Consider the following 21,558-nt stretch of genomic DNA (forward strand, 5'->3'; position numbering starts at 1 on the left):
CGCGGGTCGTGACGGACCGTCAGGAAGCGGCTCCACGGAAGACCGGGAGGTAGCCGCCGGACTGGCCCGCGGCGGTCGGGTGGTAGGACTCGCCGATGTTGCCCCAGTTCACGCTGTGCAGCCATGAGTCGCTGGAGCAGATCTCGTGGTTGGTGAACGTGGTGGTGACGTCACCGAAGGTGAAGCCGTGGTCGGCCGCGCGCTTGGCGGTGGCGGTGTTGAGGTGGTCGGCGGCGCCGTTGATGGCACGGCGCTCGCCCTCGGTGAGCCCGGCCAGGCAACTGCCGCCGAGTTTGTAGAAGCGTGGGTAGCCGAGGACGACGACGCGGGCGGACGGCGCCTTGCTCTTGATCGCGGAGTAGACCTGGTTGAGCTGGCCGGGCAGCGTCGAATCGACGTACGCCTTGGCCTGGTTGACGCGCGTCACACAGCTTGATTCGGACTGCAGTACGCAGGTCATCATCACGTCGGCGAAGCCCGCGTCGTTGCCGCCGACGGAGAGGGACACCAGTCCGGTGCCGGAGTTCAGCGGCCCCAGCTGGTTGTTCAGGACGTCACCCGTCCGAGCGCCGGAACAGGCCGTGAAGCTGAAGCTGGACGGCGAGTTGGCGGCGGCCCACAGCGCCGGGTAGGAGCGGGTGCTGCGCTTGCAGTTTCCGCTGCCGCTGTCGTAGCTGCCGGCGCCGACGCCCGAGGAGTAGGAGTCGCCGAGCGCCACGTAGGCGGGGGCGGCGGCCCGGTCGTCACCGGAATCCGCGTGCGCCGTGGCCACCCCGGTGAGGGTGCAGGCGGCGGCGAGGAGGAGCGAGGAAGCGTATGCCGTGAAACGGGACAATCTCATGGAACCTCCCTTAGCAGGATTTCTGCCTCGACAGTGGTAGCACGCACCACCCGTTGCCGATAGTGTCCATGTCAATCAATTCTTCAGTAATTCCCTTGCCCGCCAGGAGAGTTCACCGATCGGACTACAGTCCGACAACGAACATCTGCACACCGTCTCCGCATCTTGACGGGCCGCCGCGAACTGAGCGACATTGAAGCCCGGCATCCGGCGCTTCGGGGGGCAAGTCGCCCATGCAGACCATCAGGATCAAGTCAGCGTCTTCCGGTACAGGACGGCCGGACCAAGACCCTGACAGAGGGCCGCGCACAGCGGCGTCCGCGGATCTGACACCACTGTTCGCGGGCGTGGCCGTGGCCGCCGGATGCGTCGGTGCGGCGTTCGCGCTGCTCGACCTCTCCTCGCCGCTGCGCGCCCCGTTCGTCCTCTTCTTCCTGCTCGCGGCCCCCGGCTTCGCCCTGTCCCCGTGGCTGCGGGGGCTCGACACCTGGGCCCGCGTCGTTGCCTGCGGCAGCGGGGCGCTCGTGGTCGACCTGGTGGTCGCCCAGACGATGCTGGCGCTGCACGTGTGGTCGATCCGCGGCGGCGTCGCGGCGGTCGGCGCGCTCAGCGTGCTCGTCTTCCTGTCGGCCCTGGCGCGGCGACGGCGTCACCGCGCCCCGAGATAGACGGACGTGATGACGTGGAGGTCACCGTGCACCGCCCCGGCGAGCTCACCGCAGCCGACCGGGCGGCATGGACGGCCATGCAGTCCAAGGCTCATCTGAACGGGTCGCCCGACCTCTCGAACCCGTTCCTGGCACCGGAGTTCACCCTCGCCATGGCGCGGGTCCGGAGGAACGTGCGGGTCGCCGTCGCCCGGGAGGACGGCGAGCCCGCCGCGTACTTCCCGTTCCAGAGATCCAGAACCGGCGTGGGCCGGGCCGTCGGCCTCGGCGTCTCCGACTGCCAGGGCCTGGTGCACCGGCCCGGCTTCGCGTGGGACGCCCGGGGGCTGCTCCGTGACTGCGGGCTCGCGATGTGGGAGTTCGACCATCTCGCGGCCGGCCAGGACGCGTTCGAGACCGGTGCGTCCGGCCGCTTCGCCTCCCCCGTGATGGACCTCGACGAGGGCTACGAGGGCTATCTCGCCCGGGTGCGGGCCCGATCCCCCAAGTTCCTCCGCTCCACCCTCGCCAAGGGCCGCAGGCTCCAGCGCGACCACGGCGAGGTGCGCTACGTGCACGACGAGCGCGACCCGGCCGCGCTGCGCAAGCTGATCGCCTGGAAGTCCGCGCAGTACCGCAGGACGGGCCGCAGCGACCGCTTCGCGCACGACTGGATCACGCGCCTCGTGCACCAGCTCTTCCACAGCCGCGGCGACTCCTTCGCAGGCGTCCTCTCCGTGCTCTACGCCGGGGGCGCGCCGATCGCCGCGCACTTCGGTCCGCGCAGCGAGCGCGTCCTGGTCTGCTGGTTCCCGGCGTACGACCCGGACTTCGCCCGGTACTCACCAGGCCTCCTGCTGCATCTGCACATGGCCGAGGCGGCCGCCGCCGACGGCATCGCGCACATCGACCTCGGGCGTGGCCAGAAGCAGTGGAAGGACTCCCTGAAGACACGTGAACTCATGGTGTCGGAAGGGTGGGTGGCGCTGCGCCACCCCGTTGCAATCGGACATCGTGTCCACCGGGCACCCGTACGGGCGCTGCGCAATACCGTCGTAGGCCGACCGGAATTGTTCGGACCCGCAGATCGCCTGCTCAAACGCCTGGGAAAGATCAGAGCCAGGCGCCGGAACGATTAAGAAGCGCGCAGGAAGTGCCAAGGAACGCCAGGGGTGATGGGTGATCCGGACACTCCCGTGGTGTCCAAAGAGAACGGTCAAATATCCGAAAACGTGAGACCCCGTTCCAGGTCTTGCCATACGGTCGCAAGCATCAATACCGTCGTACATCCACCCGCATCGGTCCATCGGCAGTCGGTCTAGGGGAGGGCTCAAGACCGCGATGGTTCCGGGGCGGGGCGCTGTAGGGGGGTGCTCGTGTCCGGTGATCGAATTCCTGCCGGATCACGTGCCGCGCAGTCATGCCAGCTCACTCGGCGTGCCCGGAAATCCATTCCGCCATGACCGCAGTGAGAATCCCCCCTTTCGAACCGGATCCACAACCGGACTGCCCGGGGGCGGGTGGTCCACCGGACGAGAGGGATCAGACTCATGAGTTCTGCTGTGCGCCCGGCCGGCCGGGGGCAAGATCCTTTAATCGAACCGTCGTCGAACACTCCTGACGGGTCGAAGGAAAAGACCGGACCAATGGAAGGGACCGCCATAGCGGGATTGCCCGCCATTCCCAGTCAGCACGAATACCGTCCGGTTTCCTCACATCTGGCGATTGCGCCACCGGTGAGCGTCGTGATTCCCGCCATGAACGAGGCGGAGAACCTTCCCTACGTGTTCAAGACGCTGCCCGAGTGGATCCATGAAGTCGTACTGGTGGACGGTAATTCCACCGATGACACCGTCGCCGTGGCCCGGGAGCTGTGGCCGGACGTGAAGGTGGTGCGCCAGCTCGGCAAGGGCAAGGGCGACGCGCTCATCACCGGCTTCGAGGCCTGCACCGGCGACATCATCGTGATGGTCGACGCGGACGGGTCGGCGGACGGCCACGAGATCGTCAGCTATGTCTCCGCCCTCGTCTCGGGCGCCGACTTCGCCAAGGGCTCCCGCTTCGCCAACGGCGGCGGCACCGACGACATGACCTTCATCCGCAAGCTCGGCAACCACGTCCTGTGCTCCGTGGTCAACGCCAAGTTCGGCGCCCGCTACACGGACCTGTGCTACGGCTACAACGCGTTCTGGCGGCACTGCCTCGACAAGATCGAACTCGACTGCACCGGCTTCGAGGTCGAGACGCTGATGAACATCCGCGTCGTCAAGGCCGGGCTCAAGGTGCAGGAGATCCCGAGCCACGAGTACCTGCGCATCCACGGCGTGAGCAACCTCAGCGCCGTGCGCGACGGACTGCGCGTGCTCAAGGTGATCCTGACCGAGCGCTCCAACAAGCGTACGCAGCGCCAGGGTTCGAAGGCCGCGCCCCAGCCACGGCACCAGGGAGAGGCTTCTTGATCTCCATCTCGGTGGTCGTGTGCGCGTACACCGAGGACCGCTGGGAGGACATCCTCGCAGCGGTCGCCTCGGTGCGCGCGCAGTCCCACACCGCCCACGAGACCCTGCTCGTGGTCGACCACAACACGCCGCTCCTGGACCGCCTGGCCAAGGAGTACAAGGAGACACAGGGAGTGCGGGTGCTCGCCAACGCGGGCCCCCGCGGCCTGTCCGCGGGCCGCAACACCGGCATCGCCGAGTCCAGCGGCGAGATCGTCGCCTTCCTCGACGACGACGCCGTCGCCGAGCGGGACTGGCTGCGCCACTTCGCCGCCGGGTACGAGGACCCGCGGGTCCTCGCCGTGGGCGGCCGCACGCTGCCCGCCTGGGAGTCGGGCCGCCGGCCCCGCTGGTTCCCCGAGGAGTTCGACTGGGTCGTCGGGTGCATGTACCGGGGCCACCCGACGGGCCGGGTCGCGGTGCGCAACGTGCTCGGCGGCAACGCCTCCTTCCGGCGCTCCGCCTTCGAGATCGCGGGCGGCTTCGCGACCGGCATCGGGCGTGACGGCGACAAGCGCCCGCTGGGCTGCGAGGAGACGGAGCTGTGCATCCGGCTCACCCGCGCCCGCCCCGACGCCGTGCTGCTCATCGACGACCGCGCGGTGATCCACCACCGGGTGCCCGCGGCCCGGGAGCGGTTCGGCTACTTCCGCACCCGTGCCTACGCGGAGGGCCTGTCCAAGGCCCTGGTGTCCCGGAGCGTCGGCGCCGACAAGGGCCTGGAGTCCGAGCGCCGGTACACCACCCGGGTGCTCCCGGCCGGGGTCGGCCGTGGACTGCGGGACGCGGTGCTCGCGCGCCCCGGTGGCGCCGGGCGCGCGGGGGCGATCGTCGCGGGCGTGATGGCGGCGGCCGGTGGGTACGTCGTCGGGAGCGTCCGGGCGCGGCGGGCGGGGGCGACCTTCGCCGTCGTCGACGTGACCGGCCCGGGCCCCGTGACGCGGGGCACCGAGGGCACCCGGGGCACGGGGACGAGAGGCGGTGAGGGCGGCAGATGAGCACCGGCGGGATACCGATCCTGATGTACCACGCGGTCGCCCCGCACCCGAACGAGGCGACGCACGACCTGTCCGTCTCGCCCGAGGCGTTCGCGGAGCAGATGGAGGTGGTGCGCGCCCTCGGCTGTACCCCGCTCACCACCTCCCAACTGGCCTGGCACTGGCGTCAACCCGGGCGCCCGCTGCCGACCCGGCCGGTCCTGATCACCTTCGACGACGGCTACGAGGGCGTGCACCGGCACGCCCTCCCGGCGCTCGCCCGGCACGGCTTCAGCTCGACGCTGTTCGTGGCGACGGGCTGGCTCCCGGGGAAGTACGACACGGGCGGCGGCCTCGACACCATGCTCGGCTGGGACCAGGTGCGCGAACTGGCCGCGGCCGGCACGGAGATCGGGGGGCACAGCCATACGCATCCGCAGCTGGACCAGCTCTCCGACGACGCGCTCTGGTTCGAGCTGGTGCGCTGTCGTGAGATCCTCGCCGATGAACTCGGCACCCCGCCGGTGTCGTTCGCCTACCCCTACGGCTACTCCAGCCGCCGGGTGCGGTGCGCGGTCCGCGGCGCCGGGTTCGGTCAGTCCCTCGCCGTGGGCAACGGCCTGGCGCGGCGCTGCCAGGGCCCGTACGCGCTGCGACGGGTGACGGTGCGGCGCGGCACCCGGATCGGGGAGTTCGAACGGCTGCTGCTCGGCCGCTCGATCGTCCGGTCCTTCGCCAGGGACCGGGTGCTCAGCAAGGGATACGCCATCGTCCGCAGAGCCCGACAAGCCCGCCGGAAGGCAGCTCGCCCCCGTGTCTGACACGACCACCGCACAGGCAGCGGTCACCGGGACCGACGCGCAGACGGACGGCACACCGCCGTCCGGCAAGAGCCGTCGGGTCCGGAGAATGCGGCTGCCCGGAGCGGGCCGGAGCGGCGGCGGGAACCCGCTGTTCCGCAACGCCTACGCGCTCATGCTCAACACCGGCATCTCCGGTCTGCTCGGCCTCGGTTTCTGGCTGGCCGCCGCCCGGTACTACTCGGAATCGGCGGTCGGCCAGGGCTCGGCGGCCATTGCGGCGATGAAGCTCCTCGCGGGCATCACCGCCGTTACGCTCATGGGCGCGCTCGCCCGCTTCATCCCCGTGGCGGGCCGCGCCACGGGCAAGCTCATCTTCCGTACGTACGCGATGAGTTCCGTCGTCGTCGCCTGTGCGGCGCTCGTCTTCCTGGCCACGCTCGGCCTGTGGGGCCCTTCGTACCGCTTCCTGCACGGTCCTGTGGCCGGGATCTGCTTCGTCGGCGCGGTGGTGGCGTGGTCGCTCCTGACCCTCCAGGACGGGGTGCTCACCGGGCTGCGCAACGCGCTGTGGGTGCCGGTCGGCAACACGGTGTTCTCCGTCGTCAAGCTCGGGCTCCTGATCGCCTTCGCGGCGGCCATACCGACGGCCGGGGTGTTCGTGTCGTGGGTGGCCGCGATCGCCTTCTCGGTGGTGCCGCTGGGCTGGCTGGTCTTCCGGCGCCTGGTGCCGCGCCATGTGCGGGCCACCGAGGACAGGACCACTCCCCCGACGCTGCGCGAGATGGGGCGCTTCCTCGCCGGTGACTACACCGGTTCGCTGTGCTCCCTCGCCGTGGTCTATCTGGTGCCGGTGATCGTGGCCGCGCAGGTCAGCTCCGCCGACAACGCGTACTTCTACATCGCGACGACCATCGGCGGCACCACGAACCTGCTCGCCATCAACATGGGCGCGTCGCTGACCGTCGAGGGCGCGCACGACCCGGCCCGGCTCGCCGCCAACACCCGTGCGGCGCTGCGCCGGATGGCGCGGATCATGCTCCCGGTGTGCGGGATCCTCTTCGTGGGCGCGCCGTACATCCTGCACGTGTTCGGCCAGGGCTATTCGGAGGCGGCCACTCCGCTGCTGCGCTGGTTCGCGGTGGGTGCACTCCTTCGGGTGGTCATGGAGACGTACTTCGCCGTCCTGCGCGCGCAGAGCCGGACCTCCGGGCTCGCCTGGCTGCAGGGCCTGCTGTGCGCGCTCGTGCTCGGCCTGACGCTGCTGCTGCTCCCCCGGATGGGGCTGACCGGCGCGGGCGTCGCGGAGATCTCCAGCCTCACGGTGATCGTGGCGATCGCGGCGCCCAAGCTGTACGCGATCACACGCGCGGCCCCGGCCGCCGACCGCGCGGCGCCGGACGGGGACCTGGCGGACCTCGGCACCGGGGACGTGTCCGCGAGCACCACCGTCGAACTCACCCCGCAGCGCCCCGGGCACGGGCACGCCGGGCACACCGGGCACAAGGAGCGGCGGCACGGCCCCGCGTGGGCGCTGCGCGAGTCCCTGGACTCCGACACACTTCAACTGGCGGTCCAGATCGACCTGGAGCACCAGGAACGCCGCCCGGACGTGCGTCCGGGCCCGACGGCGCGAGGGCCCGTGGGAGCGGGCAAGGGGGACGAGATGGAGGGGCACCGGCCCACCTGGGCGGCCCGGTCGGCGCGCACGACGCCCGCCGCGGGGGTGCGCGCGGGCGCGCAGGGGTCCACTTCGGAACGGCCCGCCCCGGACAGGTCGTCGGACCGGTCGGAGGCGCCGGGCAGCCGGTCGGACGTACCGGACAGCCGGTCGCAGGCGCCGGACAAGTCGATGGCGCGGGAGCGGTCCGGCAGGTCGGAGAGCTGTGCCTCGCCCGGGCCGGCGTCGGTCACGGAGCCCGTCGGCGGGACGGGCCCGAGGGACGCGGAGCACCACCGGCGCGCGGAGAGCCACTCGCGCGCCGAGAGCCACTCGGCCGCCGGGAACCACCCGGACACGGAGAGCCCCGCCGACTCGGCGGGCCGCCCCATCGCCGACAGCGACCTCGACCTCGACCCGATGGGCCTGCCCGTGAAGGAGCCCTGGCCGACCGTGGCCGATCCGAAGGCGCCCCCCGTCGCCGTGCCGCCGCCCACGGCCGGTCCGCCCGGCACACCGCCCGCGACACGGCCCACGACCGGGCCGGGCGCCACAGGTCCGGGCGCCGCAGGACCCGGCGCCACGGTTCCGGGCCCCTCGGGACCGGGCACCACCGAACCAGCCACCATCGGAAAGCCCGGCCCGCTGTCCCCGACCCCGACTCCCCCGGCCGCCGCGCCCACCCCGCGCCCGTCCCGCACCCCCCGCAGGCCCCTCGTCCTCGGCTTCCTGCTGCTCCTCGCCCTCGGCCTGTACTGGGTACCGGCGTTCGGGCTCGACGAGGGCGACCTCGACCGGATGGGCGGGCTCGGGATCGTCTCCGTGCTGCCGCTGCCGACGCTGGTCGGCGCCGCACTCATGGTGGGCGTGTTCGCGTCGCTGCTGTGGCTGGAGCGGCAGCACCGCTGGCTGCTCCTGCTTACGCTGCTCGCCACCGTCGTGTCCCTGCACGCGCTGCCCGCCGTCATCGAGACCGAGCCGCGGTTCGCGACGGCCTGGCAGCACCTGGGCTTCATCGAGTACATCGACCGGACCGGCACGGCGGTGCCGGACCTGGACGCGCGCTGGAGCTGGCCCGGCTTCTTCGCCGCCGCCACGTTCCTCGCCGAGGCGTGCGGGGTCTCGGACCTGACCGAGGTCATCCGCTGGTGGCCGACGGTCATCCAACTCCTCTACCTGGCCCCGATGTTGCTGCTCACGCGCTCCCTGCGGGCGAGCTGGCGCGCCAAGTGGGCCGGGCTGTGGATCTTCGTCCTGAGCGGCTGGGTCGGCCAGGACTACTTCTCGCCGCAGGGCTTCACGTATCTGCTGTACATCGCGTTCGTGGCGATCCTGCTCGTGTGGTTCCGCGCGCCGCGCGTGCTCTGGACGAAGCGGCGGCCCGGCGAGGCCGAGGTCGAACCCGCCGACCGCCGTCAGCAGGCGGTGCTGCTCCTCGTCCTCCTGGGGCTCTTCGCGGGCACGGTGCCCGCGCACCAGCTGACGCCGTTCGTCATGCTCGGCGTCCTCACCGCCCTGGTCCTGCTGCGCCGCTGCGAGCTGCGCGGGCTGCCGCTGCTGTGCGGCGTCATGGTCGCCGTCTGGCTGGGCTTCTTCGCCGAGCCGTACTGGTCGGGGCACTTCGACGAGCTCTTCGGCGGTGTCGGCGGCGTCGGCGGCAATGTGTCGTCGTCGGTGTCCGGCCGGATCGAGGGCGGCAGTTCGACGCACAAGCTGGTGCTGTACGTCCGGGTGGCGCTCGCCGGCGGCGTGATGGCCATGGCCTGCTGGGGCTGGCTGCGCAGGCGCGGGCACAAGTACCGCGAGGTGTCGCTGCTCGTCCTGACCTTCGTGCCGTTCCTCGGCTTCGGCATGCAGTCGTACGGCGGCGAGATGGCGCTGCGCGTCTTCATGTTCGCGCTGCCGGGCGCCGCGCTGCTCGCCGCGCTCGCCCTGTTCCCGCGCACCGGCGTCACGCAGAAGGAGCGCGACCGGGACAAGGTGAGCCTCGCGCCGCTGGCCGCGCTGCTCGCGGGTCTCGTCCTGGTGGGCGGCTTCCTGGTGGCGCGCTGGGGCAACGAGCCCTTCGAGCGGGTCAGGACCGGCGAGGTCGCCGCCATGGAGTACGTGTACGCGCACGACGACCCGACGGTGCGGCTGCTGTGGATGAGCAACGACACCGTCAACAACGTGACGCCCGCGATCCCCTGGGGCAAGCAGGACGCGGAGAAGGTCGAGTACGTGCCGACACTCGCGCCGCCCGATCCGGTCCTGGTGTCCGGCCTGGTGAAGGCGCTCAAGGACGCGGGCCCCAACTCGTACCTCATGATCAACCGGAGCCAGACCGTCTATCTGCAGATGGACACCGGCTATCCGGCGAACTGGGACACCCGCCTCGCCCGCAACCTCGACAAGCGCCCGGAGCTGAAGAAGGTCTACGGCAACGCCGACGCGAGCCTGTACGCGCTGCGCGAGCAGCCGGAAGGACCGGTCACCGAGGCCGACCCGGGCGCCGTCGGACCGAAGGTGACGTGGACGCCGTGGACGGTGGTGGGCGCCCTCGCGGTGCTCGCGCTGATGGTGCTGCTCGCGGCACGCGAGGTGGTGCGGGTCGCGGCGGCGCCCAGCGTGGGTCAGCAGCGCTGGCTGCAGAGCAGCTTCTGGTTCTCGCTGCCGCTGCTCGCGGTGTTCGTGGCGTCGCTGATCCAGCGGTTCCTGACGATGGCGTAGGACGGGGCGGCGGAGCGGGACCCGGAGGGGCCGGGCGCGCGGCCGGAGGGACTCACGCGGTGAGGCGGCTCAGCGCGTCAGCCACTTCACCTCGTCAGCCGCTTCACCTCGTCAGCCACTTGACCTCGTACCCGGCCATGTCGAACCGCTTGCCGTCGACCTTCGCGCTGATCTTCCGGTCGAGGGTGTTCACCACCAGCACGGTCTTGTCGTCGGCGAGCACGCGGACGTTCGGCGCGTCGTCCTCGGCGACGTCCACCTTCTCGTAGCGGGTGCCGGGCGGGAAGGCGTCGGAGAAGCGGGCGAGGAGTCGCAGCATGGGCTGTTCGCGGCCGCCGTCGGCGCTCTGGGTGGGGCTCCACAGGCAGCCCGCGCAACTCCCGGCCCGCTTCTGCGGGTTCCAGTAGAAGCCGCTGGTCGCGCCGCCGCGCGCCATCGCCATCAGGCCGGAGGCGTGCACGGCGACGCGGCGCTCCTCGGCCCAGTCGTCGCGGTTGTCCTGGCGGTCGCCCGGCTCCACGTAGTACTCGGCCCACCACAGCGGCAGGTCGCCGGTCTGCTCGCGCACCCAGCGGCCGACCGCCGTGAACTTTTCGGTGGCCCCGAACTCGTCGGGCAGCAGCTCGTCGTCCTCGGTGTAGCTGGCGCCGTCGACGACCACGAAGTCGGCGCCGTCCTTGTGCTTGTTCCAGTACGTGAAGGCCTCGACGGACCGCTGGTCGAGGCGGCCCCACGGGCCCTCCACGGACTCCGAGGAGCCGTCGGGGCCGCGCGGGTCGACGCTGTCCATGACCAGGTAGGGGCCGCCGACCTGGATGTCCTTGTTGACCTTCTTCAGGGCCTGGTAGACGAGGTTGTAGAACTTGGTGTAGCCCTCGTAGTCCCAGCGGGCCTCGGCGGAGTTCCAGAAGCCCTTCAACTCGTTCCAGACGAGGAAGTGCCGCACGTCGGGGTAGCGCTTGGCGACGGTCGCCGCGAGGGCGGCGTAGTCGTCGAAGTGCTCGGGCCGGGGCGCGGTCTCCAGGGAGTCCTGGCTCCAGTTCGTGTTGTCGGAGCCGGGCTTGCCGCCCTTCATCCAGTCCGGGGCGCAGCACAGGGTGACGACAGGCGTGCCCTTGGTGGCCCGGATGAAGTCCATCCGGTGGTCCATCGCCTCGAAGTCGTAGCGCCCCTTGACCGGCTCGGGGTTGCCCGCGCCCCAGCCCATGACGTGCTGGATCTGCGGCAGCGGGCGCGGCTGGTCGGCGAGCAGCTTCTGGACCCGGTCGACCGCCTCGTCGTCTCCTTCGTTGGCGCTGTACTGCGTGTGGGTGAAGCCCCAGCCGACGTCGGGCCGTGCCTCACCGCGGGTCGGGGCCGGTGTGCCGTACACCTTGTCGCCGTCCGGCGTCGTGCCCGCCGTGCTGCCGCGCTCCCCCTCGGGCAGCGTGAGCATGGTCAGGACCAGGGCCAGCGCGGCCATCGCCACACCGACGAAGGCGGTGAGACGCCACCGCCGTGCATCCACTTGCCACCCATGACGTCCCATCACGGGCAAGCGTATCGGCGTGCCCTCGCGGTGGGGGCGGTTCCGCGCGAGTGTCGGCTCCACGGCGCGCGGGGTGGCGCACTGGGGAAACCGCGTGCACGGAAGCGCACCCGTGACGGATCATGGCGGCATGTCTGCGAACCCTCAGGACGCCCTGCCGATCCGGCTCAACGTCGACGACAGCGACTCCCCGTCCGACGTCGTGGACGCGCTGTTCCTCGGCCGCTTCGCGACGGGCGAGCAGCCGTTCTCGCACAGCGCCAACATCGACCGCGTGAAGCCCGGCTCCGCGCTGCTGCCGCCCGGCGCGACGGTGCTGCGTGCCGCCCGCGACGACGACCGCAGCGCCACGCTCGCCGAGGGCGAGGGCTGGACGCTGCTCGTGTCCCGGTGGAACCGCGGCGCGGACGTCACGGTCACGGCCACCAGCGCCGAGCTGGCCGAGCGGGTCCTCAAGGAGGCCACGGACGGGGCGCAGGACGACCCCGAGCCGCAGCCGGAGAACGTCACCATGGGGTTCTGGTACGTCTCGCCGCGGCGCGGGCCGCACCGCACGACCCGGCAGATCTCCGCGGGCACGTGGGACGAGGTGCGGGAGAACTACACCGCGCCGGTCGCCGACGCCATGGACAAGCTGATGAAGACCACGCCGGAGGACATCTCGGGGCGCCTCCTGCTGCTGCACGGGCCGCCCGGCACCGGCAAGACGTCCGCGCTGCGCACCCTCGCGCGGTCCTGGCGCGACTGGTGCCAGGTGGACTGCGTCCTCGACCCGGAGCGGCTGTTCACCGACGTCGGCTATCTGATGGACATCGCCATCGGTGAGGACGACGGCACGGCGAAGGGGCGTTGGCGGCTGCTGCTCCTGGAGGACTGCGACGAGCTGATCCGAGGCGAGGCCAAGCACACGGCGGGCCAGGCGCTCTCCCGGCTGCTCAACCTCACGGACGGGCTGCTCGGCCAGGGCCGCAACGTCCTCGTCGGCGTCACCACCAACGAGGACCTGGAGCGCCTCCACCCGGCCGTGGTCCGCCCCGGCCGCTGCCTGGCCCGCATCGAGGTCGGCCCGCTCACCCTCGCCGAGTCCGTCGACTGGCTCGGCACGTCCGAGGGCGTGTCCCGCGAAGGGGCGACCTTGGCCGAGCTGTACGCGCTGCGCCGGGGGCAGTCGCCGACCGCTCTTCCCGCCGCACGGGACGGGGCCGACGCGGGCTTGTACCTGTAGGGCCTGGGCCGGCCTTGTACGTATGGGACCTCGGCCGGCCTTGTACGTATGGGACCTCGCCTGACCTTCCCCCTGGAGAGCCTCAGCCGGCGGAGCCGTAGGCCGCGCGCAGCGCGTCCCGGGCGGCGGCCACCGCGTCCTCCTCGGAGAGGCCGAGCCGCCGCACCCGCTCCGCGTAGGCCTGCGCGGCCGAAGCGGCACCCTTGGCCGCCGCGTCCCCCGCGGCGGCCACGAACGTCCCGTTCCTTCCCCGGGTCTCGATCACCCCGTCCTCTTCAAGCGCCCGATAGGCCTTGGCGACGGTATTGGCGGCGAGCCCGAGGCCCTCGGCGAGCCCGCGCACGGTGGGCAGCTTGTAGCCCACCGGAAGGCTCCCGCTCCGGGCCTGCGCAGCGATCTGCGCCCGCACCTGCTCGTACGGCGCGGCCGCGGCCCGCCCCTCCGCACCTTCATCGATCACGATCTTCAGCGTCACGCGGCGATTGTCCCGCACCCCGCGCGGGAAAAAGGAGAGGCGGCTCCCGCGCGGCCCGACTACCGTCCGGCCCATGACAGAAGTCCTGGTCCGCGCCCTGCGCCCCACCGATCCCGCGGACAGCTCCGCGTTCGCGGCGGTCCGCCGCGTCTGCGTGCCCGCCATGCTGGCCACGTCCGCGTCCGTGGCGTTCGACGCGGCGCACGCCCATCCCGACGCGCATTACCTCCAGTTGGTCGCCGAGGTGGACGGCGAGGTCGTCGGCACCGCGCAGACCGGCATCGCGTACGACAGCCCGGAGCCGGGCCAGAGCTTCGCCAACGTCTACGTCCACCCGGGGCACCGGGGCGTCGGAGCGGGTTCGCTCCTGGTCCGCACGGCGGAGGAGTACCTGGCGGGCAAGGGCGCGACGACCCTGTACTCCTGGGTCCTCGACAGCGAGGAGAACCGCGCGTTCGCCGCGCGCCGCGGCTACCGCGCGAGCCGGTCCGCGCACTTCCTCCGCCTGGACCTGGCGAACGGCGAGCTGCCGCCCCTGGCGGAGCCGCCGCCCGGCGTGGAGCTGCGCAGCGGCGCCGAGTTCGCCGTCGACGCGCGCCCCCTGTTCGACCTGGACGCGGAGACGGTCGCGGACGAACCGAGCGACGTGGCGGCGGAGTTCACCGACTACGAGCACTGGCTGGCCGAGACCTGGCACCACCCCCTGGTCGACCAGGAGCTGACGACGGTGGCCGTGGTGGACGGGCGGCCCGCGGCGTTCAGCCTGGCACGCACGGACGACGCGTCGCGGTACGCGAGCGGGATGACGGGCACGGCTCGGGCGCACCGCGGGCGGGGGCTGGCCAAGCTGGCGAAGAACGACTCGCTGCACCGGGCGCGGGCCGCCGGGTTCACGGAGGCGTTCACCGGCAACGACGCGGACAACGGCCCGATGCTCGCGATCAACAAGTGGTTCGGCTACGAGATCTGTGACACGGAGGTACGTCATGTCCGCACCCTCGGCTGAGCAGATCCCCGCCACCGACGTGGAGGTCGTCCTGCGCAAGGCGGGCCGCACGAAGATCCGCTATCCGGCGCGGCTCCTGTCGGACGACGGCACCCGCGTCACGGTGCGGGCGCCCTGGGCGGGCGCGGGCGTACGGGACTTCGGCTTCGTGCGCTTCGAGCCCGGCGACGTGTTCGTCGAGCACTTCTGGCGGGACCGCTGGTACGCGGTGAAGGAGGTGTACGCGGCGGACGGCACGCTCAAGGGCTGGTACTGCGACGTGACCCGCCCGGCCGTGCGCGAGGGCGCCGTCCTCACCGTGGAGGACCTCGACCTGGACCTCTGGTGCTCGGCGGACGGCACCACGATCCTCCGCCTGGACGAGGACGAGTTCGCCGCGAGCCCCCTCCCCGAAACGGACCCACCCGCGGCAGCCGCGGCCCTCGCGGCCCTGGACGCCCTGGAACAACTGGCCAAGGCGGGCGGCAACTTCCCCCGGACCCACCCGTCCGCGTGATCCAGGTGCGCCTCGCCGCGCCCCACCCCGGCTCCCACCGAATCGGCCTCCGGCCTCGTCCTCAATCGCCGGAAGGGCTTTCCCCCCATGGCCGAACCTAAGGCGCCGCCGTCCCCACCACCACGTACCTCTCGTCGGCCACCGTTCTCCCCCACAGTCGCGCGTCGCCCGACAGGCGCTCCGTGTGCGTGTGCGGGACCAGGGGGGTCAGGGAGCGGATGAGGTGGGGGGCGGGGATGCCGACGGGGCTGAGGGTGCCCCAGACGCCTTCGATGAGGATGAGGCGGCCTTCGGGGCGGAGGAGGGTGTGCCAGTGGCGCAGGACCGCGTCCGGGTCGGGGAGCATCCACAGGACGTGGCGGGCCAGGATCGCGTCGAAGCGGTGGTCGCCGACGGGGGGCCGGGCCGCGTCGCCGACGAGGACGCGGGCGTCGTGGGCGGTGAGCTTGGCGCGGGCCCGCTTCGTCATCTCCGGGGAGAGGTCGACCGCGGTGACGCGGTGTCCCCGCTCGGCGGCGAGGAGTGACAGGGTGCCCGTGCCGCAGCCCACGTCCAGGACGTCGCCCGGTGCGTCCGGCAGCCAGTCGGCGAGGCGGTCGGCCCAGGCCGCGCGCACCAGGGGGTCGCGCAGGCCGTGGTCCGGTTCGTCGTCGAACGCCGCGGCCTGCGCGTCCCAGTCGATGCCTAGGCCGTCGTCCCCCGCGCGATTGCCCACGTCAAAGCTCATGCGCCGATCGTGACACGCGCCACTGACAATCGACCCGCGATGAGAAACGCTCCCGGAACTGGTCTACCGCTGTGTCACCGAGCTCTTCGGTGGGTACGGCACGACGAGGTAGGCAGGGAGGCCGTCATGCGCCGAGTGACCGTGCACAAGACCGTCGAGAAGTCCGCCGCGCGCCGCGCGAGGGAGAGCCGGGAGGCCCGCGAGGGCGCCCAGCGGCTGCCCCGCGAGCGCCCCGAGGTCCGCAGAGACGTCCTGCGCGTCTGGTGGCCGACCGAGTAGCCGGGGGCGGGCGCCCGCCTCAGTCGGTGAGCCTCTTGCGGTAGTGGAAGCGGTCGTAGACGCCCTCCACGCGCCGCTCCACGAAGTCGTATCCGAACCGGGGATAGATCTTCTGGTTCTCCCACATCATGGCGTTGGTGTAGAGCCGGATCTCGGGCAGGCGAAGGGCCCGGGCGTGCGCCTCGACGAATTCGAGGAGGACGCGCCCGATGCCCTGCCCGGCCGCGTCGGGGTGGACGGCGATGTTGTCCAGGTAGAGGTGGTCCTCGTGGGCGTACAGGACCACCAGGCCGACGACCGTGCCCGCCGTGTCCTCGGTGACGTGCACCCGCCCCGCGGCCACGTTCGCGGCGTGGTCCGACTCCATGGGGGCGGGCACCCGGCCTATGCGTTCGATGTAGTGGTGGTACGCCGCGTCGGTGACCGCCTTCACGGCGGGCACGTCGGCGGCTGTGGCGAGGCGGACGGCGGGTGCGCCGGGGGTCTCGGCCGCGTTGATCCTGTCTGTCATCCCGTCACGTTACGACGGGACTTCAGCAGGCCGCGCACCAGTTTCCGCAGCAGCGGCCACAGCACGATCAGCGCGACGACGGCGTACACGGACACGGAGAACGGCGTGTCCACCAGGCCGCTGACGCTGCCGTCGCTGATCTGCAGGGCGCGGCGCAGCTGTTGCTCGGCGCCTGGCCCGAGGATGACGCCGATGACGGCGGGCAGGACGGGCAGTCCGTAGCGCCGCATGCCGAATCCGATCAGGCCGATGATCAGCAGGACGACCAGGTCGAGCGCCTCCCCGCCGACCGCGTACGCGCCGACGGCCGCGAAGAACAGGATGCCCGCGTAGAGGTAGGGCCGCGGGATGCGCAGGAGCTTCGCCCACACGGGGGCCAGGGGCAGGTTCAGGGCGAGGAGCAGCACCATGCCGACGAACAGGGACGCGATCAGGCCCCACACCAGCTCCGACTCGCGCTCGAAGAGCAGCGGTCCGGGCTGGATGCCGTACTGCTGGAAGGCGGCCAGCATCACGGCGGCGACGGCCGTGGTGGGCAGGCCGAGGGTCAGCATCGACACGAGGGTGCCCGCCGCCGACGCGGAGGACGCGGACTCCGGTCCCGCGACGCCCTCGATGGCGCCCTTGCCCCACTCGTCCTTGTGCTTGGACAGGCGTTTCTCGGTGACGTAGGAGAGGAAGGTGGGGATCTCGGCGCCGCCCGCGGGGATCGCGCCGAACGGGAAGCCGATGAGGGGCCCGCGCAGCCAGGACTTCCAGGTGCGTCTGACGTCCTGCCTGCCGAGCCAGGGGCGTCCGACGGGGATCGCCCGGCCGCTGGTGCGGCGCAGGTGGGCCGCCACCCACAGGGCCTCGCCGATCGCGAACAGGCCCACGGCGACGATCACCACGTCGATGCCGTCGGCGAGTTGGAGCGAGCCGAAGGTGAGGCGCTGCTGGCCGGTCATCTGGTCGAGGCCGACCAGGCCGAGGGTGAGGCCGATGAGGAGGGAGGCGAGTCCGCGGATCCGGGAGGAGCCGAGCACCGACGTCACCGCGATGAACGCGAGGACCATGAGGGCGAAGTAGTCGGGCGCGCCGATGTCGACGGCCAGGTCGGCGACCTTCGGGGCGAGCGCGACCAGGAGGACCGTGCCGATCATGCCGCCCGCGAAGTGGCCGATGGCGGCGGCGGCGAGGGCTTGGGCGCCGCGCCCGGACTTGGCCATGGGGTTGCCCTCCATGGCGGCGACGACGGCGGCGCTCTCGCCCGGTGTGTTCAGCAGGATCGAGGTCGTCGAACCGCCGAACATGGCGCCGTAGTAGATGCCCGCGAACATGATGAACGCGCCGGTGGGTTCGAGCCCGTAGGTGACGGGGAGCAGCAGCGCCACGGCCATCGCGGGGCCGATGCCGGGCAGGACGCCGATGGCGGTGCCGAGGAGCACGCCGACGGCGGCCCACAGGAGGTTCATGGGGGTGAGGGCGGTGCCGAAGCCGTCCATCAGGGAGCTGAAGGCGTTCATGTCACAGCACTCCCATCAGGGGGCCGCCGGGCAGCGGCACTCCGAGCAGGTTGTTGAAGAGGGCGTACGTGGCCAGGGAGAGCCCGGCGGCGATGAGTGGGTCGCGGTGCGCCGCGCGGCTGCCGAGGGCGTAGGCGGCGCCCCAGAAGAGGAGTGCTCCGGCGACGGGGAAGCCGACGGGTTCGATGAGGACGGCGGTGGCGAGGAAGACCCCGGCGAGCAGCAGGACGGTGCGCCAGTCGGCGGGTTCGGACAGGTCGACGTCCTCGCCGCCCTCGGCCTCTCCGCGGCCGCCGCGCAGCACGTCGACGGCGAGCAGGACGGAGACGACGAGCAGTCCGGTGCCGACGGCGACGGGGACGGTCCGGGGGCCGACGGGGCCGCGCTGGGTGAGGGCGACGTCCATGGTGAGGGCGTCGGTGAGGACGACGACGCCGAGGGCGAGCAGCATGACGCAGACGCCGAGTTCGGAGTGTTCCCGCAGCCAGGCGCGGCGGGTGGAGGTCTGCTCCGCGGTCGGTTCGGTGGTGGTCGTCACAGCCCCAGCTCCTTCAGTACGGATACGACGCGTCTGTCCTGGGCGTCGAGGAAGTCGCCGAACTTCTCGCCGGTGAGGAAGGCGTCGTCCCAGCCGTTCTTCGCCAGGGACGCGCGCCACTCCTTGGAGCCGTGCAGCTTGCGGATCAGGCCGGTGAGCTTGTCGCGTTCGGCGTCGGAGAGGCCGGGCGGGGCGACGATGCCGCGCCAGTTGGTGAAGTTCACGTCGTAGCCGGACTCCTTGAGGGTCGGCCCGTCGAGGCCCTTGACCCGCTTCGGTCCGGTGACGGCGAGCAGCCGCAGTTCGCCGGACTTGATCTGGTCCAGGTACTCCCCGACGCCCGAGACGCCGAAGGCGACCTTGCTGCCGAGGATCGAGGCGAGGAGTTCGCCGCCGCCGTCGAACGGCACGTAGTTGACGTCCTTGGGCGGGATCCCGGCGGCGCGGGCCATGAGCATGGGGGCGATGTGGTCGGGCCCGCCGGGCGAGGAGCCGCCGCCGACGGGCATCTTCCCGGGCTTGTCCTTCCAGGCGTCGACGAGCTGCCCGATGGTCTTGTACGGGGAGTCCTTCGAGACCACGACGACGTCCTGCTCCTCGGTGAGGCGGGCGATCGGGGTGGTGTCGGCGAGGGTCTTGGGGGCGTGGTTGGAGCGGGCGGCGCCGACGACGCCGAGGCCCATGGACATGGCGAGCTTGCCGTTGCCGTGCTCGCTCACGAGGCGGCTGAGGCCGACGGTGCCGCCGGCGCCGGGCAGGTTGAACACCTCGATGTTGTGGGTGAGTCCGGCGTCCTCGGCGTTCTTGGCGGCGGTGCGGGCGGTGATGTCGTAGCCGCCGCCGGGGGTGTTGGGGACCATGAGGCGCAGGCCGGGGATCTTCGTGCCGGTGTCGTCGCCGCTGCCCGTGGTGAGCAGCGGCGGCCCCACGAGGACGAGGAGCGCGGACCCGAGCAGGGCGAGGGGGACGCGTAGTCGCCTGGGGGTGCGGAGTCGCACGGGGTGCCACCACCTGTCTGACCGGATACATGTGTGAAGTGGCCCACATGTTGCCCACGCGTTAAGAAGCTGTCTCTCTTCCGGAATCAACGGACGTTGTGGTCCTTGTGGTCACGCTCGTAACCTGCGGCGACGACGAGGGGCGAGGGGGGCCCGGCAATGACGAGAGTGCTGGTCGTCGACGACGACTTCATGGTCGCCAAGCTGCACGGCCGGTACGTCGCCACGGTGGACGGCTTCACGGTGGTGGGGGTGGCGCACAGCGGCACGGAGGCGCTGCGGGCGGCGGAGCGGCTGCGGCCGGACCTGATCCTGCTCGATGTGTATCTGCCGGACATGGACGGCATCGCGGTGCTGCGGGAGCTGCGGGCGGCGGAGGAGCGGGATGCCGGGCGGGCGCCGGTGGACGTCCTGTTCATCACGGCCGCGCGGGACGCGGAGGTGGTCCGGGCCGCGCTGCGCGCCGGGGCCCTGCACTATCTGATCAAGCCCTTCAACCAGGCCGCCCTGCATGAGCAGTTGCGGCACGTCGCGGCCCTGCGCGCCCGCCTGGACGGCCTGGCCGAGGCCCGTCAGGAGGACGTCGACCAGATCTTCGGCACCCGCCCGCCCGGCTCCCGCGAACTCCCCAAGGGCCTCGCCCCGCACACCGCGGAGCTGGTGGAGCACACCCTGCGCGCCCACCCCGCCGGCCTCTCCGCCACGGAGTGCGCGGAGGCGGGCTCCCTCTCCCGCGTCAGCGCCCGCCGCTACCTGGAGTACTTCGCGGACACCGGCCGCGCGGAGGTGACCCTCAGGTACGGCGGGGCGGGGCGGCCGGAGCGGCGGTACCGGTGGGTGGGGTGAGGGGCGGGTGACCTGAGGGCAGGCTGAGGGGGTCCTTAACGCGAGCATAAGGATCGCCTCCAGCCGGTCCCAGCAGGCGAATTCGGGGATCCCGGCGGCTAGCTTGCTGATCGCCGCGAGGTTCGCGCCCCGCCCGCCGCAGGGGCCCGCGACTCGTCCGCCCCCATCTGTTCGCCGCCCTAGGAGAGATCCCCCCATGACCGCAGCTCGCAAGGTCGTCGCCTTCGCCGTCGCGGGTGTCGCCCCGCTCGCCCTGACCGTGCTCTCCGCGTCGCCCGCCGCCGCGCACGGGTCGATGACGGACCCGGTGAGCCGGGTGTCCGCCTGCTTCCAGGAGGGGCCCGAGGCGCCGAAGTCGGCCGCGTGCAAGGCACTTGTGGCAGCCGGCGGGACGCAGGCCCTGTACGACTGGAACGGCGTCAACATCGCCAACGCCGCGGGCAAGTCGAAGCAGATCATCCCGGACGGGAAGCTGTGCAGCGCCGGGAACGACAAGTACAAGGGGCTCGACCTGCCGCGTGCCGACTGGCCGTCCTCCAGGCTCACCGCCGGTGACCACACCTTCAAGTACCGGGCCACCGCCCCGCACCGGGGCTCCTTCGAGCTGTACGTCACCAAGGACTCGTACAACCCGAAGAAGCCCCTGAAGTGGTCGGACCTGGAGGCGCGGCCCTTCGCGAAGGTCACCGACCCGAAGCTGGTGAACGGCAGTTACGTCTTCAAGGGGAAGGTGCCCGCCAAGTCCGGCCGCCACCTGGTCTACTCGATCTGGCAGCGCTCCGACTCCCCCGAGGCCTTCTACACCTGCTCCGACGTGGTGTTCGGCGGCAAGGGCAGCGGCGGATCGGGCGCCGGGGCCGCAGCTCCCGTCGCCTCCGCACCCTCCGAGAAGGACATAGCCGACGGCGCGGACAAGTCGTCCGTGGAGCACCGCGGCCACGGCGACAGCGACGCGAAGACCGGGCCGAAGGTCACGGAGGCGAAGCCCGCGAAGGACGCCGGGGACACCACGGACGCCGGGGACGGCGCGGCGGCCGCCCCCGGCACCGGCGGCAATCAGCCCGAGGTGAAGGGCGCCGCGGGCAAGCCCGTCGCCGCCGACGAGAACCTCGCCGAGACCGGCGGTGACGGCACCACCCCGTACATCGCGATCGGCGGCGCCGCGGTGCTCGCGGTCGGCGCGGCCGCGATGTTCGCGACGACCCGCCGCCGCGCGGCCACCGGCGGCCGTCACGGCCGCTGACCGGGCCCTCCCGGCCGTAGGGAGGTCATCCGCGGCCAGGGAGTGGTGA

Annotated in this window: 20 protein-coding genes; 12 read left to right on the forward strand and 8 right to left on the reverse strand. The window is 71.9% G+C overall.

What is annotated here, in order from left to right:
* Window positions 1–19: 19 nt before the first annotated feature.
* The gene (locus ACFVHO_RS30535; RefSeq protein WP_385721587.1) at window positions 20–841 is read right to left on the reverse strand and encodes an SGNH/GDSL hydrolase family protein; all 822 of its coding nucleotides are present in this window, start codon (window positions 839–841) and stop codon (window positions 20–22) included.
* 347 nt (window positions 842–1,188) lie between these two features.
* Between ACFVHO_RS30535 and ACFVHO_RS30540 the strand changes: the two genes are divergently transcribed.
* The 6 genes from ACFVHO_RS30540 (at window position 1,189) to ACFVHO_RS30565 (ending at window position 10,132) form a co-directional block, all read left to right on the forward strand.
* A complete protein-coding gene (locus ACFVHO_RS30540; protein WP_385721590.1) occupies window positions 1,189–1,509 on the forward strand; it encodes a hypothetical protein in 321 nt (106 codons plus the stop codon).
* Window positions 1,510–1,523: 14 nt separating this feature from the next.
* Window positions 1,524–2,627, forward strand: a complete 1,104-nt coding sequence (locus ACFVHO_RS30545; RefSeq protein ID WP_385721593.1) for a GNAT family N-acetyltransferase — start codon at window positions 1,524–1,526, stop codon at window positions 2,625–2,627.
* Window positions 2,628–3,134: 507 nt separating this feature from the next.
* A complete protein-coding gene (locus tag ACFVHO_RS30550) occupies window positions 3,135–3,947 on the forward strand; it encodes a glycosyltransferase family 2 protein (RefSeq protein ID WP_385721637.1) in 813 nt (270 codons plus the stop codon).
* Window positions 3,944–4,984: a glycosyltransferase family 2 protein gene (locus ACFVHO_RS30555; protein ID WP_385721596.1), complete on the forward strand. Its 1,041-nt coding sequence runs from the start codon at window positions 3,944–3,946 to the stop codon at window positions 4,982–4,984. Before ACFVHO_RS30550 ends, ACFVHO_RS30555 begins: the two co-directional genes overlap by 4 nt.
* Entirely contained in the window at window positions 4,981–5,784 is an 804-nt protein-coding gene (locus tag ACFVHO_RS30560; RefSeq protein WP_385721599.1) for a polysaccharide deacetylase family protein, read from the forward strand. Before ACFVHO_RS30555 ends, ACFVHO_RS30560 begins: the two co-directional genes overlap by 4 nt.
* Window positions 5,777–10,132, forward strand: coding sequence for a lipopolysaccharide biosynthesis protein (locus ACFVHO_RS30565; protein WP_385721601.1), 4,356 nt, complete (start codon window positions 5,777–5,779; stop codon window positions 10,130–10,132). Before ACFVHO_RS30560 ends, ACFVHO_RS30565 begins: the two co-directional genes overlap by 8 nt.
* Window positions 10,133–10,235: 103 nt before the next feature.
* On the opposite strand, the gene ACFVHO_RS30570 is transcribed toward ACFVHO_RS30565, so the two are convergent.
* Entirely contained in the window at window positions 10,236–11,660 is a 1,425-nt protein-coding gene (locus ACFVHO_RS30570) for a xylan 1,4-beta-xylosidase (protein WP_385721603.1), read from the reverse strand.
* Between the two features lie 130 nt (window positions 11,661–11,790).
* Here ACFVHO_RS30570 and ACFVHO_RS30575 point away from each other — a divergent pair, with 130 nt between their 5' ends.
* A complete protein-coding gene (locus ACFVHO_RS30575) occupies window positions 11,791–12,885 on the forward strand; it encodes a DUF5925 domain-containing protein (RefSeq protein WP_385721606.1) in 1,095 nt (364 codons plus the stop codon).
* Between the two features lie 82 nt (window positions 12,886–12,967).
* On the opposite strand, the gene ACFVHO_RS30580 is transcribed toward ACFVHO_RS30575, so the two are convergent.
* Entirely contained in the window at window positions 12,968–13,360 is a 393-nt protein-coding gene (locus tag ACFVHO_RS30580; RefSeq protein WP_385721608.1) for a GntR family transcriptional regulator, read from the reverse strand.
* Between the two features lie 73 nt (window positions 13,361–13,433).
* Here ACFVHO_RS30580 and ACFVHO_RS30585 point away from each other — a divergent pair, with 73 nt between their 5' ends.
* Together ACFVHO_RS30585 and ACFVHO_RS30590 are read left to right on the forward strand one after the other, a co-directional pair.
* Window positions 13,434–14,366 carry a GNAT family N-acetyltransferase gene (locus tag ACFVHO_RS30585; protein WP_385721611.1) on the forward strand — a complete coding sequence of 311 codons (933 nt, stop codon included), beginning with the start codon at window positions 13,434–13,436 and terminating at the stop codon, window positions 14,364–14,366.
* A complete protein-coding gene (locus ACFVHO_RS30590; RefSeq protein ID WP_385721614.1) occupies window positions 14,347–14,862 on the forward strand; it encodes a DUF402 domain-containing protein in 516 nt (171 codons plus the stop codon). Before ACFVHO_RS30585 ends, ACFVHO_RS30590 begins: the two co-directional genes overlap by 20 nt.
* Window positions 14,863–14,959: 97 nt before the next feature.
* On the opposite strand, the gene ACFVHO_RS30595 is transcribed toward ACFVHO_RS30590, so the two are convergent.
* Complete coding sequence (locus tag ACFVHO_RS30595) at window positions 14,960–15,589, reverse strand: class I SAM-dependent methyltransferase (protein ID WP_385721617.1); 630 nt, start codon at window positions 15,587–15,589, stop codon at window positions 14,960–14,962.
* Window positions 15,590–15,715: 126 nt separating this feature from the next.
* Between ACFVHO_RS30595 and ACFVHO_RS30600 the strand changes: the two genes are divergently transcribed.
* A complete protein-coding gene (locus tag ACFVHO_RS30600) occupies window positions 15,716–15,868 on the forward strand; it encodes a hypothetical protein (RefSeq protein ID WP_385721620.1) in 153 nt (50 codons plus the stop codon).
* A 19-nt stretch (window positions 15,869–15,887) separates the two neighbouring features.
* Here the strand turns inward: ACFVHO_RS30600 and ACFVHO_RS30605 are convergent, their stop codons facing one another.
* The 4 genes from ACFVHO_RS30605 to ACFVHO_RS30620 are packed head-to-tail and all read right to left on the reverse strand — an operon-like array spanning window position 15,888 to window position 19,420.
* Complete coding sequence (locus ACFVHO_RS30605) at window positions 15,888–16,379, reverse strand: GNAT family N-acetyltransferase (RefSeq protein ID WP_385721622.1); 492 nt, start codon at window positions 16,377–16,379, stop codon at window positions 15,888–15,890.
* Window positions 16,376–17,884, reverse strand: coding sequence for a tripartite tricarboxylate transporter permease (locus ACFVHO_RS30610; RefSeq protein ID WP_385721624.1), 1,509 nt, complete (start codon window positions 17,882–17,884; stop codon window positions 16,376–16,378). Before ACFVHO_RS30610 ends, ACFVHO_RS30605 begins: the two co-directional genes overlap by 4 nt.
* Before the next feature lies 1 nt (window position 17,885).
* Window positions 17,886–18,422, reverse strand: a complete 537-nt coding sequence (locus ACFVHO_RS30615) for a tripartite tricarboxylate transporter TctB family protein (protein ID WP_385721627.1) — start codon at window positions 18,420–18,422, stop codon at window positions 17,886–17,888.
* Window positions 18,419–19,420, reverse strand: a complete 1,002-nt coding sequence (locus ACFVHO_RS30620) for a Bug family tripartite tricarboxylate transporter substrate binding protein (protein WP_385721630.1) — start codon at window positions 19,418–19,420, stop codon at window positions 18,419–18,421. Before ACFVHO_RS30620 ends, ACFVHO_RS30615 begins: the two co-directional genes overlap by 4 nt.
* Window positions 19,421–19,579: 159 nt before the next feature.
* Between ACFVHO_RS30620 and ACFVHO_RS30625 the strand changes: the two genes are divergently transcribed.
* Both ACFVHO_RS30625 and ACFVHO_RS30630 read left to right on the forward strand, forming a co-directional pair.
* Window positions 19,580–20,266 (forward strand): response regulator, encoded by a 687-nt coding sequence (locus ACFVHO_RS30625; protein ID WP_385721632.1) that lies wholly within the window; start codon window positions 19,580–19,582, stop codon window positions 20,264–20,266.
* Window positions 20,267–20,462: 196 nt separating this feature from the next.
* A complete protein-coding gene (locus tag ACFVHO_RS30630; RefSeq protein ID WP_385721635.1) occupies window positions 20,463–21,509 on the forward strand; it encodes a lytic polysaccharide monooxygenase in 1,047 nt (348 codons plus the stop codon).
* Window positions 21,510–21,558: the final 49 nt, after the last annotated feature.

Origin of the sequence: Streptomyces sp. NPDC127108, from assembly GCF_042677545.1 — a bacterium.
In the GTDB taxonomy this organism is placed as follows: domain Bacteria; phylum Actinomycetota; class Actinomycetes; order Streptomycetales; family Streptomycetaceae; genus Streptomyces.

Coding starts and splice junctions, on each gene's coding strand:
- ACFVHO_RS30535 (WP_385721587.1), bottom strand. CDS start 841: ATGAGATTGTCCCGTTTCACGGCATACGCTTCCTCGCTCCTCCTCGCC.
- ACFVHO_RS30550 (WP_385721637.1), top strand. CDS start 3,135: ATGGAAGGGACCGCCATAGCGGGATTGCCCGCCATTCCCAGTCAGCAC.
- ACFVHO_RS30560 (WP_385721599.1), top strand. CDS start 4,981: ATGAGCACCGGCGGGATACCGATCCTGATGTACCACGCGGTCGCCCCG.
- ACFVHO_RS30570 (WP_385721603.1), bottom strand. CDS start 11,660: ATGGGACGTCATGGGTGGCAAGTGGATGCACGGCGGTGGCGTCTCACC.
- ACFVHO_RS30575 (WP_385721606.1), top strand. CDS start 11,791: ATGTCTGCGAACCCTCAGGACGCCCTGCCGATCCGGCTCAACGTCGAC.
- ACFVHO_RS30585 (WP_385721611.1), top strand. CDS start 13,434: ATGACAGAAGTCCTGGTCCGCGCCCTGCGCCCCACCGATCCCGCGGAC.
- ACFVHO_RS30590 (WP_385721614.1), top strand. CDS start 14,347: ATGTCCGCACCCTCGGCTGAGCAGATCCCCGCCACCGACGTGGAGGTC.
- ACFVHO_RS30595 (WP_385721617.1), bottom strand. CDS start 15,589: ATGAGCTTTGACGTGGGCAATCGCGCGGGGGACGACGGCCTAGGCATC.
- ACFVHO_RS30600 (WP_385721620.1), top strand. CDS start 15,716: ATGCGCCGAGTGACCGTGCACAAGACCGTCGAGAAGTCCGCCGCGCGC.
- ACFVHO_RS30605 (WP_385721622.1), bottom strand. CDS start 16,379: ATGACAGACAGGATCAACGCGGCCGAGACCCCCGGCGCACCCGCCGTC.
- ACFVHO_RS30610 (WP_385721624.1), bottom strand. CDS start 17,884: ATGAACGCCTTCAGCTCCCTGATGGACGGCTTCGGCACCGCCCTCACC.
- ACFVHO_RS30625 (WP_385721632.1), top strand. CDS start 19,580: ATGACGAGAGTGCTGGTCGTCGACGACGACTTCATGGTCGCCAAGCTG.
- ACFVHO_RS30630 (WP_385721635.1), top strand. CDS start 20,463: ATGACCGCAGCTCGCAAGGTCGTCGCCTTCGCCGTCGCGGGTGTCGCC.